Genomic DNA, 12,554 nt, shown 5'->3' on the forward strand with positions numbered 1-12,554 from the left:
CGACGAGAAACCCAGTGGACCGGATTGCTACCTTTGGGTAATGGTTGCCGTGCGTTATCCCAAGCCGCTCCGGAGGGGGGACCGAATCGAGGTCCCGGCCCCGTCCATGGGCGTCCCCGACACCCTGCTTGCCAGGCTTCAGGCCGCCACTGACAACCTCAGGCAACGAGGCTTCGATCCGCGACTGCGTCCCCATGCGACCATCGGCGGACTTACCCCTGCCAGCGCCCAGGAACGCGCGGAGGACCTAGGCGCAGCCTTCGCGGGAGCTGGAGCGGTATTGCCGCCGTGGGGCGGAGAACTCGCAATTGAGCTCATCGAATATCTCGACTGGGACGCTATTGCAGACGCGGAAACATGGTTTGTAGGCTGGTCCGACATTTCAACCCTCTTGTTGCCGCTGACCATCCTTACTGGAGTAGCCACCTTGCACGGGGCGAATCTGATGGACGAGCCTTGGGAGTTGCCAACTCAGTTCAAGCGCTGGACCCAGGTCGTGGGGCTGGCGGGGGGCGATTCGTTCTCCCAGAGTTCCGCTCCCCATCGCCGTTCGCGCGCATGGGTCGACTGGGAAGATGAACCTCTTGACCGGAAGTCCGCCTATGAGGCTCCGACTAAGTGGCAATCGCTGGACGGCCGTCCCGTCAGTATGCAGGGCCGGCTGATAGGAGGCTGCCTGGAAACCGTCTCCCTACTCGCTGGCTCACGGTTCGGAGATGTGCCTGGGTTTGCTCAGCGCCACGCCCCCGAGGGTTTGATCGTCTACCTTGAATCGGCTGGTTCCGATGCACCATCCGTACTCCGAATGCTTTGGTCCCTGCGGCTGGCAGGCCGGTTCCAGCAAGCCTCCGGCATTGTTATTGGTCGCAGCAGCTCGCATGATGCCAATGGGCTAAGCCAGGTAGAAGCCCTTTACCGTGCTGTTGGGGACCTCGGCATACCCGTCATCTATGACTTCGACATCGGCCACCAGCCGCCACAGATGCCCCTAGTTAATGGCGCTCTCGCGGACATCAGACTCAGCGACGGCTTCGGCATGATCACGCAGCACCTCACGACCTGAACCCACGTCAAGTGGAGCATTGTCCACCCGCAGGGGGAGCGGGTACGAAACGGTCGTTTTTGCATATACCGAGCAGGGCCCAAACCCGGGGGTTTTCCACTATCTGTGCGAGCGGACGATGGCGGTCACTTTCTGAATACGCGGCGCCACACATCCTCATCGTGAGGAAGTTCAAAACGCGGTTGAGGACCGGCCCGCCGGCATGTGGGGCGGTACATCACAACCTCCGGGGCGTCCACATATCGGTTCTTTGTTGTTCGAAGTATGGACGCATCGTTTAGCCTGCACCACGTGGATGACGGCTGGATAAACCAAGAAGATCTTCCCCCCTTGTCGATGCCGAGTGGCTCGAGGAGCACCAAAACAACGTAGTCATCGCAGACGTTCGCTGGTACCTCGACGGCGCGTCGGGCCATGCAGCATACGAAGGTGGACATCTTCCGGGCGCGGTCTTCGTGGATCTGGACGGATGGCTGTCCGGCAGTTCCGGGCCGATGGGCCTGAACCCGCTTCCGGCCCCTGAAGTCTTCGCACAGGGAATGTCCTCCCTGGGAATCGGCGACGACTCGATCGTCATCGCCTATGACGACGCGGGAGGAGTTATCGCCGCGCGCCTCGTTTGGATGCTGCGTGCGACCGGGCACCATGCGGCGCTGCTCGATGGCGGGATGACCGCATGGACACGCCCGCTGGAGACGATGCCCGTGAACCCAAGCCCCGAGACTTTCACGCAGTCTCCGTGGCCCGAGGCCCATCTCGCTCAGTTTGCGGAGATCCCTGCAGGGGCTGTCGGGACCATCGTCGATGCGCGCAATGCCGATCGCTACGACGGAAGCCTCCAGCTGCCCACCGACCCCCAGGCCGGACACATTCCTGGCGCAGTGAACGTCCCCTGTCGTAAGAACCTCACCCCCGACGGGCGCCTGCGCCCGATCGTAGAGATCCAACGAGCATATGCGGCGGCTGGGATCGAAGACGGGACCACCGTCATCTCCTACTGCGGCTCAGGCGTCACTGCCTGCCACAACCTGCTCGCTCTTGAGCACGCAGGACTCGGCCGGGGCCGACTTTACGCAGGCGGGTGGTCAGAGTACGGGGCTGAGCCTCGCCGCCCGGCCGAGGTTGACCGATGAACACCGCCGTAAAAAATACCGCCACTTGAACTTGGCCGCGCAGCAATTCCGCATGGATTAGAGTGACCGGCATGGCAGGGACCGTGTTCCCACCATTTACTGTTACAGCTGCGGCCATTCGCCAGTTGGAACTCATGGGAGGTCAAGCACGAGTAGACATCCAGGACGGCGGCTGTTGTGGAAACACATAAGTCTTCACCAGGGCCCGGGGCACTGACTCCGACGCTAGATACGGGTGCCCCGGGGCGGAGCTATTCGTCAGCGAAGCTGCACTCGCCTTGCTGGCCGGGGCAACCCTCGACTACAGCCCCACGATAAAACCCGCTCGCTTTCGGGTGCTGAAGAATCCGAACACCCCTAAACGGTGTCCTTGCAACCGCTCTTTCGGCCGCGACTGGCCAGGAAAGGGACAACCCGGATGCGCGTCCCGCACTCCAATGCCTTGGGATTGAGTTGCGGACGCCAGTGTGCGCGGAAGTTCAGACAAGCCCGCGAATACTGTCGCCTATGACGGTTGCGCATAAATCCAACGGTCCAGACGGCCGGTACTTGCCGTGGGCCGTGGAGTCTTAGCTGTGACTTGCGTCCTCGGTTGCCGTAGATAGGCTCGCGACATGTCAGAAGAGCGCGCCGGCTCCGGCAGTCCCGTCCAGGTTCCCGTCCCGAAGGAGTATGCAATGAAAAGGTCCTCGCCGCTGAGGCTCATTGCAGGAGTTTTCTTCCTGCTCTGGGCGGCAATTTTCCTGACATGGACGCCAGTGGACAGTGTCCGCCTTGTCAGCGGCATCATCTTCGTACCGGTAGGCCTGACGCTGATCCTTCGGTACTTCACCGCCCGTCCATCTACCGAACGGGGGCAACAGTGACCGCGGGACGATGGGCATTCCTATCGCTTGCCGGTCTGCTCCTGATCGTCTCAGTCACTCTTGCCCTGCAGGGATCGCCGGGCCTTTGGTTTACCGCCATAGCCATGGGCATCGGGATCTTCACGACAGTGCGGGCCGGGCTCAAGGAACGGCGCCAACACCGGGGCGTTTCGGATTCAGGGCTTTCTGATTGAATGTCGCGTTCCGAGGCAAGGGCAGCCTGCGTCGGAAACTTTCCGAAGGCTAACAAACGATCGCAGAAGGTGGTGGCGAGGGGCATTCACTCCGGCGTTATCGGCCCGATCATAAGTCCGGTTGAAAGCTACCTCAGCGTTTCCGGCCAACCCAGCTCGACCGCCGGCCGCTCCATGCAGAGCAGCTGGTGTCTGTCCTCCCAGGACGGAACGGGGACGAATCCGCCCCGGCGGTAGAGCCGGATAGCGTCTTCCCGCCAGTCCCAGACCGTGAGCCGTACGGGATCGTGCCCGTTCGCGGCGACAAACTTTAGGGCGGTGTCCAGCAGGGCGGCGCCGACCCGCTGGCCACGGGATGCTGGATCAACCCAGACCCGTTTGATCTCCCAGGCCGCGCACGCGCGGTGCACGGTGATCACACCGGCCGGACCATAACCCGAGTCCGCCACGAGGACGGCCGCGCCGGAGTAGGCCCGCGCAGGGTTCTCAACCTCGCGCCGATACCTCTCCGGAAGTACCCCGGAAAACGGTGGTCCGCCCAGGCGGGCGGCCTTTTCCCGCTCGGTTTCCACCAGGTAGGCAGCCACAAGTCGGCCGACCGCAGCAGCATCCGGACCGTCCAGGTCCGCGGTCCGGACCGGGGTCGTGCGCGGGACGTCGTCCATACGGTTCCTATGCGAAGGACTCGAGCTCGACGCCGGCCTGCTCCAGCGCGGAGCGGACGGCGGCGGCCACGGCCACCGAGCCGGGGGTGTCGCCGTGCAGGCAGAGTGAGTGCGGGGTGCGTTTCACTACGGTCCCGTCGATCGCTTCGACCTCGCCCTTGAGCGCCAGCCGCACCGCCCGCCGCACGATCTCGTCCGGGTCCTCGATGACGGCGTCGTCCTCCAGGTGCGGCACAAGGGTGCCGTCCGGGAGGTAGGCGCGGTCCGCGAAGGCCTCGTGGAAGACGGGACTGCCGGCGTCGGCGGCGAGCCGCAGCAGGGCGGACCCTTCCAGCCCCAGGACCGGCAGGCCCGGGTCGTAGGCCTGGACGGCGGCGACGACAGCTGAGGCCTGCTCCTCGTCGTGGACCGTGCGGTCGTACAGCGCGCCGTGGACCTTGACGTAGTCCACGGAGGCACCCACGGCGTGCGCGACGCCGTCGAGCGCCCCGAGCTGGTACAGCACCGAGCCGAACAGGTCATCGAAGCTGATGTCCATGGCGCGCAGGCCGAAGCCGCCCAGGTCCGGGTACCCCAGGTGGGCGCCGACGCGGACGTCGAGTTCGTAGGCCGCGCGGCAGGTGTCCAGCATGGTCACCGGGTCACCGGCGTGCTGCCCGCAGGCGACGCTGGCGCTGGTGACCAGCGGGAACATTGCGGCGTCGTCGCCCATGGTCCAGGAGCCGAACGACTCCCCAAGGTCAGCGTTCAGATCCACCGCGCGCCCCTTTCAGGCCGGTTCCGGCGTCGTCCGTGTTCAGGTCAGCGGAGTGCAGGTCGCCGGGAATGGTGATGGGCATGGGGCCGAAGGCCTCCTTGGCGTTCTCGATCACGGCGCGGCCCATCATGCGGTTGCCGACGCCGCCCACCACGGCGCCGACGCCGAACGGCAGCGCGCGGCCGAGGAATGCGGTGCCCTGCCGCTTGAGCAGGTTGCGTAGGAAGGCCCGCTGGATCTGCTCGCGGACCGAGCCGAAGCCGGCCAGGGGGGCACGCCGGGCGAACAGGGAACCCCAGGCCTGGGTGGGGCCCTTGCCCTGGCCCGCGGCCTGGCCGCTGAGGGAGCTGAGCAGCGTGGTGCCTTCCTCGCCGAGCATGATCGCCATGACCAGGGTGCTGGCGCGCTCCGGGTCCTCGAGCCGCACGCCGTGCAGCTCGGCCAGGGACGTGGCGAACAGGGCGGTGGCTTCCAGGAAGCCGGCGGTCGCGGCGGCGGAGAGCCCCAGCGCGGCCACGGTTCCGACGCCGGGGACGACGGCGGAGCCGCCCACCAGGGCACCTCCCCCGGTGACGGCCATGAGGTAGTTGCGTTCCAGGATCGCTGCGAGCTGCGCGGCGCTGGCGTGCGGGTGCTTCTTCTGCAGCCGCCGCAGGTTCGCCAGGACCAGCGGCCGCTGGATCTCCACGGCCCGCAGGAGCACGTTGTGCACGCCGGGCTTGGGCTTGCCCTCGGCGTCGAACATCGCGCTGTGGGCGGCTTGCTGGGCAATCTTCATCGCCGGGTTGCTGCGCTTGGCCATCATCGCCTCTCATAAACCATAAGGGTGCTGAACGTTGTCCAGGGTTAAGACTAGGCCACGCCCGAACCGGGCACGGCGACGGCCGCGGACGGAGGCAGTTGCCCCCGTCCGCGGCCGTGAGTAGCCGGTCGCGCCGAAGCTTTTCGCACGGCGGCCGGTCGCGCCGTCGGCGTTTAGCGCGGGGTGCGGATGAGCTTCTTGTTGACGAACTCGTCCATGCCGAAGCGGCCCAGTTCGCGGCCAACGCCGGAGCGCTTCACGCCGCCGAAGGGCATGTCCGCCTGGGTCTGGGCCACCGAGTTGATGAAGACCATGCCGGTGTCCAGCTGGTCGGCGACGTCCTGGGCCTTCGCGGGGTCGGTGCTGAACACCGATCCGCCCAGGCCGTAGGGCGAGCCGTTGGCCAGGTCAATTGCTTCCTCGACGCTGGCCACCTTGTAGATGACAGCGGCGGGGCCGAACAGCTCCTCGGAGAACGCGCGCATCTCCGGGGTGACGTCGGTGAGGACGGTGGGCTCCACGTAGGCGCCGGGGCCGTCCACCTTGTGGCCGCCGGTGCGCAGGGTGGCTCCCTTGTCCACGGCGTCCTGGATCTGCTCGACCAGGCCGTCCGCGGCGCTCTGGGAGGACAGCGGACCGAACCGGGTGTCTTCCTGCTGGGGATCGCCGGGCTTAATCCGGGCCATCCGCTCGGTGAACTTCTCCACGAAGGGCTCGTAGAGGTCTTCGAGGACGATGAACCGCTTGGACGCGGTGCAGGCCTGACCGGCGTTGCCCATGCGGCCCCCGACGGCGGCCTTGACGGTGGCGTCCAGGTCATCGGAGTCGAGCACGATAAACGGGTCGCTGCCGCCCAGTTCGAGGACGTACTTCTTGAGGTTGCGCCCGGCGACCTCGGCCACGGCCGCGCCGGCCCGCTCGCTGCCGGTCAGGGACACGCCCTGGACGCGGGAGTCCGCGATGATCTCCGCCACCTGGTCGTTGTCCAGGAAGAGGTTGGTGTAGGCGCCCTTCGGCAGCCCGGCGTCGTGGAAGATCTTTTCGATCGCGAGGGCCGACTGCGGGCAGCTGCCGGCGTGCTTAAGCAGGATGGTGTTGCCCAGGACCAGGTTGGGCGCGGCGAAGCGGGCCACCTGGTAGTAGGGGTAGTTCCACGGCATGATGCCCAGCAGCGGGCCGATCGGGGTGGAACGCACGAGCGCATCGCCGCCGCCCTTGACCTCCAGCGGTTCGTCCTTGAGGAATTCGGGGCCCTCGGAGGCGTAGTAGTCGTAAATCGAGGCGACAAGCTTGACCTCGCCGCGGGCCTCGACCACGGGCTTGCCCATCTCCTTGGCGATCAGGCGCGCCAGTTCATCCTCGCGTTCCCGGTACAGCTCGGCGACCCGGGCGATGACCTTGGTGCGCTCTTCCACGGGCGCCTTGCGCCACTCGAGGAACGACTGCTGCGCGGCGGCGAGCGCCGTCTCGACCTCTTGCTTGGTTGCGAGCGGAAATTCCTTTTCCGTCTCTCCGGTCGCGGGGTTCACTGTCTTGTAGGCAGTCATTGGTCCACCATCTCCGTTTCTGGCTGGGTTGAGCCGGTGTGGGCGCGGGCCGCGAACGACGCCGATGCGGCGCCGCGCGGCGGTCCCCGCCCCGGGTGAAGACGGGCCGCAGCAGGTGCGCGGCCCATCCTTTAAGCGGCAACCGCGCCGTCCCCGGCTGTATTCCAACCGTGATCTTCTGCACGCCGGCGGCGGGTCCGCCGTTGGCGCCGGCATCGCCGTCGCCCGCGCCGCCGTCGTCGGAAATACCCCATCGCGCCGGCCCGCACAAGGCGGTGACGCATTTCGAAATGCAGTGCTGCCGCCGGGGGCATCCGGTCGTAACGTTGAAGAAATTAAGGACTTCGATTTCCACATCGCGCCACGAAGGGCTATAGGACCGTGTCACTCGAATCACTCCCCGTTCTGGACTACTCCCGGCTGAACGCCGGGCCGGAGGAAGCCTCCCGGTTCCGGGACGAACTCCGCGACGCCATGCACAACGTCGGGTTCCTCTACCTTTCCGGCCACGGCATCCCGCAGGATCTGGTGGACGCCATGCTCGTGACGTCCCGCCGGTTCTTTGACCTGCCGGAGGAGCAGAAGCTCGCCGTGGAGAACATCCACAGTCCGCAGTTCCGCGGCTACACCCGGATGGGCGCCGAGCTCACGGACCGGGCCGTCGACTGGCGCGAGCAGATCGACATCGGCGTCGAGCGGGCCGCGGTGGAGCCGGGCGACGGCGTCGCCGACTATTGGCGGCTGGAGGGCCCGAACCTGTGGCCGGCAGAGCTACCCGGGATGCGCGACGTCGTGGCGGCCTGGACGGACCGGCTGAGCACCATCTCGCTGAACCTGCTCCGCACACTGGCGGTGTCCCTGGGCGCCCCCGAGGACAGCTTCGACGACGCCTTCGGTGACCGCGCGTTCCCAATGCTGAAGATCGTCCGCTACCCGGGCGAATCCGGCGACGAACCCAAGCAGGGCGTGGGCTCGCACCGCGACGGCGGCGTCCTCACCCTCCTGCTGGTGGAACCGGACAAGGGCGGCCTGCAGGTGGAATACCAGGGTCGGTGGATAGACGCGCCGCAGGTGCCCGGGACGTTCGTGGTGAACATCGGCGAGATGCTGGAGCTGGCCACCAACGGCTACCTCAAGGCCACGCTGCACCGGGTCATCTCCCCGGCGAAGGGCACGGACCGGATCTCGCTGCCCTTCTTCTACAACCCCGCGCTGGACGCCGCCATGCCGCAGCTTGCCATGAACCCGGAGTATCAGGCCAAGGCCCGCGGCCTGTCCGTGGACCCGACCGACAGCCCTATCCTGGAGACGTACGGCGATAACGCGCTGCGCTACCGGCTGCGGGCGCACCCGAACGTCGCCGCCATCCACCACGCCGACCTGCAGGGGTAGGTTCCGCGGGTCCGCTTCCGTCCCCTCGGCCGTACGCTCCCGCCGTCGTCAGCCGTTTGGTGCCGGCCTCAGCGTGCGGGCAGGCGGTAGACCGAGACGTGGCTCCGGGAGTCCGCCGTGAACTCGCTCCGGTCCCAGTCCGCCCAACGGGATTCCAATTCGAAGCCGGCCAGCTGCGCCATCAGGTCCAGCTCGGCCGGCCAGATGTACCGGTGCGGGGTGCGGCCCATCCGTGCCTCGCGGCCGCCGGAAGCTTCCGGATCGAACCGCACATGGTGGGAGACCACCAGCTGTTGGAGCACGTCGTAGGTGTCCACCAGCAGGTATCCGGGCTCGCTCACCTCCACGGTTCCCCCGCGGCCAGGCGGCAGCGAGCGCAGCTGCGGCACCCAGAGTTCGACGACGAAGCATCCGCCGGGGGCCAGATGCCGGGCGGCATTCCGGAAGCACCGGACCTGCTCCTCCTGCGTCAGGAGGTTGGAGATGGTGTTGAAGACCAGGATGGCCAGGGCGAACCCCTCCCCCGCCGAGGCCTCCGCCATGTCACCCCGAACCACGGGAATCTCCTCCGGGCCGGCCTTCTCCCGGAGCCTTGCGATCATGGCGTCGGAGAGCTCGATGCCGGTCACCGGGACGCCGGCCGCGGCCAGGGGAAGGGCAACCCGGCCGGTTCCGATGGCGAACTCGACGGCGCGTCCCCCGGCGGCGAGCTCCGCAAGGACAGCGACGGTCGGTTCGAGCACCTCCGGGGCGAACATCCCCTCGCCGGGCGTGTCATAGCGGGAGGCGGCGTCGGCATCCCAGAGCTGCTGCTGGTTGATCATCCCGCCACTATGGCACCCGGAACCCCGGCCCGGAAGGAGATCCCGGAACGCGCTTCAGCCCCGCCGTTTCGACGGGCGCGAAGGTGAAGCGGAGCTAGCCCCCCGCTCCCCTACCCCGCGGCGTGGATCACCGGAATGGACGCCGTCGCCGGGCCGGGGAAGACCGTCGGCTCGGGGCTCTCCACCGGCTGCACGGGGAAGGACACGGCGTCGGTCCCGACGGTGCGGCGTTCACCGCGGACGTCGACCTCCAGCGGGCCGCCTTCGACCATGGCCAGCCGCAGTTCCCGGTGGTCCAGCTGCACGTGCAGCAGTCCGCCGCGGAGCTTCAGGTGGAAGTCCAGCGAATCCCATTCGGCGGGCAGCCGCGGATCGAAGTACGGCACCTCGCCCTGGTCCCGGAGGCCGGCGAATCCACTGACCAGCGAGCTCCACACGCCGCCGGTCGAGGCGATGTGGACGCCGTCGATCGTGTTGCCGTGGGTGTCGTCCAGGTCGATGTAGACCGCGTGGAGGAAGTGGTCCAGCGCGGCCTTGCCGTAGCCCACCTCGGCCGCCATGATTCCCTGCACGCAGGCGGACAGGGTGGAGTCGCCGGTGGTGATCGGGTCGTAGAAGTCGAACGCCCGGCGCTTCTCCTCGGCGCTGAAGTCCTGCCATTGCAGGAACATCGCCAGCACCGTGTCCGCCTGCTTGAGCACCTGGTGCCGGTAGATCACCAGCGGGTGGAAGTTCAACAGGAGCGGGTACTTCGAGCGGGGGGTGTTCCAGTCCCAGGGCTCCAGGCTCATGAAGTCGTTGTCCTGCGAGAAGACCTGAAGGTCGCTGTCGTAGGGCAGTTGCATCCGGTTGGCGGCCTGCTCCCAGAGTTCACGCTCGGCGTCGTCGATCCCCGGGTGGTCCAGCGCCGCGGCGGCACGCAGGTTAAAGCGCGCCATGACGTTGGTGTAGAGGTTGTCGTTGACGACGGCGGTGTACTCGTCCGGGCCGGTGACGCCGTGGATGTGGAACAGCCCGTCCTTGCCGAAGAAGCCCAGAGAGGCCCACATGCGGGCGGTCTCGATCAGCAGCTCGGAGCCCTGGGTTTCGCGGAAGGCCGCGTCCCCGCTGGCCCAGATGTAGCGGTTGGTGGCGAAGGCGATCGCGGCGGCGATGTGGAACTGGGCGGTGCCGGCGGCGTAGTAGGCGCTGGCCTCCAGGCCGTTGATGGTGCGCCACGGGAAGAGCGCGCCGTCCACGCTGAGTTCCTTGGCCCGGACCCGGGCCTCGGGGAGCAGTTCGTGCCGGAATTCCAGGACCTGACGGGCGTTGTGCGGGTTCGTGTAGGTCAGGTAGGGCAGGAGGTAGACCTCCTGGTCCCAGAAGTAGTGCCCGTCGTAGCCGGAGCCTGAGACGCCCTTGGCCGGGATGCCGGCGACGTCCGCGCAGGCCGTGGCCTGGGCCAGCTGGAAAAGGTTCCAGCGGATGGCCTGCTGCAGCTCGGACCGGCCGCCCACCACGATGTCGCTGGTGGTCCAGTAGTCGCGGTAGTGCGCCTCGCTCTGGGCGAAGATGTCCGCGATCGGCAGCAGCTCGCGCTCGGCGGTCTCCGCGGGGTCCTCGTCCACGCCGCGGGCCACGGCGTAGCTGACGCTCTTCTCCAGCCGGAACGGCTCATCCGGGCTGACAGCCAGGACGTACCGGACGCTGCTGTCGTCCTGGTCCACCTGGGTGTCGAAGGGCTGGACGTTGGCGGAGGTCCAGTGGTCCACGGCCATGCCCAGCCGCTGCCGGGACTCCGCGGCCTCCCAGGACAGGCGCAGGGAGCCGTCGCCGCCGTCGAGCCGCAGCGGCAGCAGCACGCGCCCGGCGTGCCGGCCGGCGCGGCGCGGGTCGTGGGCGGAGTGGTCCTCCACCGGCTGGTCCTGGCGGTTGACGACGGCGGAGGTCACGTCTGCGGAGATCTCGCGGTCGGCGGAGACCTCAAGGGAGATGCCGAGGGTGCCGCGGGCCTGGTAGCCCACGGCACGGCGTTCGGTGGTGGTCACGGTGGACCCGGACCGGCACTGCCAGACGATCCGGCACTCGTAGATGCCGGTGGCGAAGTCCACGCTGCGCCGGTAGTCCAGGACGGTGGAATCCTCCAGGCTGAGCATCTCGCCGTCGATCACCACCGCGAAGTTGTTGGCATCCGGGATGTAGAGGATCCGCTGGCCGGTGCGGGCGAAACCGTAGGCGTTCTCCGCGTGCTTGATGTCCCAGATTTCGTGGAAGCCGTTGATGAAGCTGCCGGGCAGTTCGGCGTCGGCGGCGGCCCAGTGCGCGCCGCGGATGCCGAGGTGGCCGTTGCCGAGACTGAACAGGGTCTCCAGGGTGCCGGCGTTGCCGGGGACGTGGGCGGTCTCCACGAGTTGCCAGGGGTCGTTGGGGAACCTGGCGCGGTCCGAGGTGATGAGAGCCATGGTGGGGGTCCTTCTGGGGGCGGAGGGTCTGGTGCGGGTGGGGTGGCGGAGGCGGGCCGGGCTAGAGCAGCTCGGCGAGGTCGCTGACCACGAGGGTGGCGCCGGCGTCGAGCAGGGTCTGTCGGCCCGCTCCCCGGTCCACGCCGATGACCGAGTGGAAGCTCCCCGCGCTTCCAGCCTGGACACCGGAGACGGCATCTTCTACGACAATGCATTCCTCGCTCGGCAGCTCCAGGAGCCGGGCCGCGTACTGGTACGTGGCCGGGCTGGGCTTGCCGGGCAGGCCTTCGGAGAGGGCGACGACGCCGTCGACCACCACCGGGAAGTAGTCCGAGAGTCCCGCGGCCTTCAGCACCGGGACCGCGTTGCGGGAGGAGGAGACGACGGCGAGCTTGAGTCCGCGCTGGAGCGCGGCCTCGATGAAACGCACCGAGCCCTCGTAGGGCTGCACGCCGCCAGCGGCGACGATGTCGTTGAACACCTTGTTCTTGCGGTTGCCCAGGCCGTGCACGGTGTCATGGGCCGGGTCGTCGTCGGCCGGGCCCTCGGGCAGCACGATGTCGCGGGAGGCCAGGAAGTCGCGGACGCCGTCGAAGCGGGGCTTGCCGTCGATGTGGTCGAAGTAGTCGCTCTCCCGGTAGGCCTGCGCCCCGGGGACGTCCTTGAGGTACCCGTCGAAGAGTTCCTGCCAGGCGCGCTCGTGGACTACCGCGGTGGGTGTCAGCACGCCGTCGAGGTCAAAAAGGACGGCGGAGGCGCCGGCGAAGGCGTCGGCCGGCAGGGCCTCGGGGGAAGTGGCAGTCATGGGTTCGGGTGTCCTTCCAGACGGATGTGGAGATTCGGGGGGGTGGAGACGGGGGTCTGCTGCCC

The 12,554-nt window shown here is 67.5% G+C and carries 11 protein-coding genes; 4 read left to right on the forward strand and 7 right to left on the reverse strand.

What is annotated here, in order from left to right:
* Positions 1-40: 40 nt before the first annotated feature.
* The 3 genes from ABC337_RS07025 to ABC337_RS07035 all read left to right on the forward strand — a co-directional run bounded on the left by ABC337_RS07025 (position 41) and on the right by ABC337_RS07035 (position 3,062).
* A complete protein-coding gene (locus tag ABC337_RS07025) occupies positions 41-1,063 on the forward strand; it encodes a S66 family peptidase (protein ID WP_412884580.1) in 1,023 nt (340 codons plus the stop codon).
* 374 nt (positions 1,064-1,437) lie between these two features.
* The gene (locus ABC337_RS07030) at positions 1,438-2,196 is read left to right on the forward strand and encodes a sulfurtransferase (protein ID WP_412893303.1); all 759 of its coding nucleotides are present in this window, start codon (positions 1,438-1,440) and stop codon (positions 2,194-2,196) included.
* 614 nt (positions 2,197-2,810) lie between these two features.
* A complete protein-coding gene (locus ABC337_RS07035; protein ID WP_412884579.1) occupies positions 2,811-3,062 on the forward strand; it encodes a hypothetical protein in 252 nt (83 codons plus the stop codon).
* A gap of 322 nt (positions 3,063-3,384) precedes the next feature.
* Here the strand turns inward: ABC337_RS07035 and ABC337_RS07040 are convergent, their stop codons facing one another.
* The 4 genes from ABC337_RS07040 to ABC337_RS07055 all read right to left on the reverse strand — a co-directional run bounded on the left by ABC337_RS07040 (position 3,385) and on the right by ABC337_RS07055 (position 7,027).
* Positions 3,385-3,921 (reverse strand): GNAT family N-acetyltransferase, encoded by a 537-nt coding sequence (locus ABC337_RS07040; protein ID WP_412884578.1) that lies wholly within the window; start codon positions 3,919-3,921, stop codon positions 3,385-3,387.
* 7 nt (positions 3,922-3,928) lie between these two features.
* A complete protein-coding gene (locus ABC337_RS07045; protein WP_412884577.1) occupies positions 3,929-4,678 on the reverse strand; it encodes a LamB/YcsF family protein in 750 nt (249 codons plus the stop codon).
* Positions 4,662-5,480, reverse strand: coding sequence for a hypothetical protein (locus ABC337_RS07050; protein ID WP_412884973.1), 819 nt, complete (start codon positions 5,478-5,480; stop codon positions 4,662-4,664). The genes ABC337_RS07045 and ABC337_RS07050 overlap by 17 nt, the downstream gene beginning before the upstream one ends.
* A gap of 173 nt (positions 5,481-5,653) precedes the next feature.
* Positions 5,654-7,027 (reverse strand): NAD-dependent succinate-semialdehyde dehydrogenase, encoded by a 1,374-nt coding sequence (locus ABC337_RS07055; protein ID WP_412884576.1) that lies wholly within the window; start codon positions 7,025-7,027, stop codon positions 5,654-5,656.
* Between the two features lie 381 nt (positions 7,028-7,408).
* Here ABC337_RS07055 and ABC337_RS07060 point away from each other — a divergent pair, with 381 nt between their 5' ends.
* Positions 7,409-8,419 (forward strand): isopenicillin N synthase family dioxygenase, encoded by a 1,011-nt coding sequence (locus ABC337_RS07060; protein ID WP_412884575.1) that lies wholly within the window; start codon positions 7,409-7,411, stop codon positions 8,417-8,419.
* A 68-nt stretch (positions 8,420-8,487) separates the two neighbouring features.
* Here the strand turns inward: ABC337_RS07060 and ABC337_RS07065 are convergent, their stop codons facing one another.
* The 3 genes from ABC337_RS07065 to ABC337_RS07075 form a co-directional block, all read right to left on the reverse strand.
* The gene (locus ABC337_RS07065) at positions 8,488-9,243 is read right to left on the reverse strand and encodes a class I SAM-dependent methyltransferase (protein ID WP_412884574.1); all 756 of its coding nucleotides are present in this window, start codon (positions 9,241-9,243) and stop codon (positions 8,488-8,490) included.
* Positions 9,244-9,353: 110 nt separating this feature from the next.
* Entirely contained in the window at positions 9,354-11,684 is a 2,331-nt protein-coding gene (locus ABC337_RS07070; protein WP_412884573.1) for a glycoside hydrolase family 65 protein, read from the reverse strand.
* Between the two features lie 61 nt (positions 11,685-11,745).
* Positions 11,746-12,489 (reverse strand): HAD family hydrolase, encoded by a 744-nt coding sequence (locus ABC337_RS07075; protein ID WP_377971238.1) that lies wholly within the window; start codon positions 12,487-12,489, stop codon positions 11,746-11,748.
* Between the last annotated feature and the right edge of the window lie 65 nt (positions 12,490-12,554).

Origin of the sequence: Arthrobacter phoenicis, from assembly GCF_047238215.1 — a bacterium.
Classification (GTDB): Bacteria; Actinomycetota; Actinomycetes; order Actinomycetales; family Micrococcaceae; genus Arthrobacter.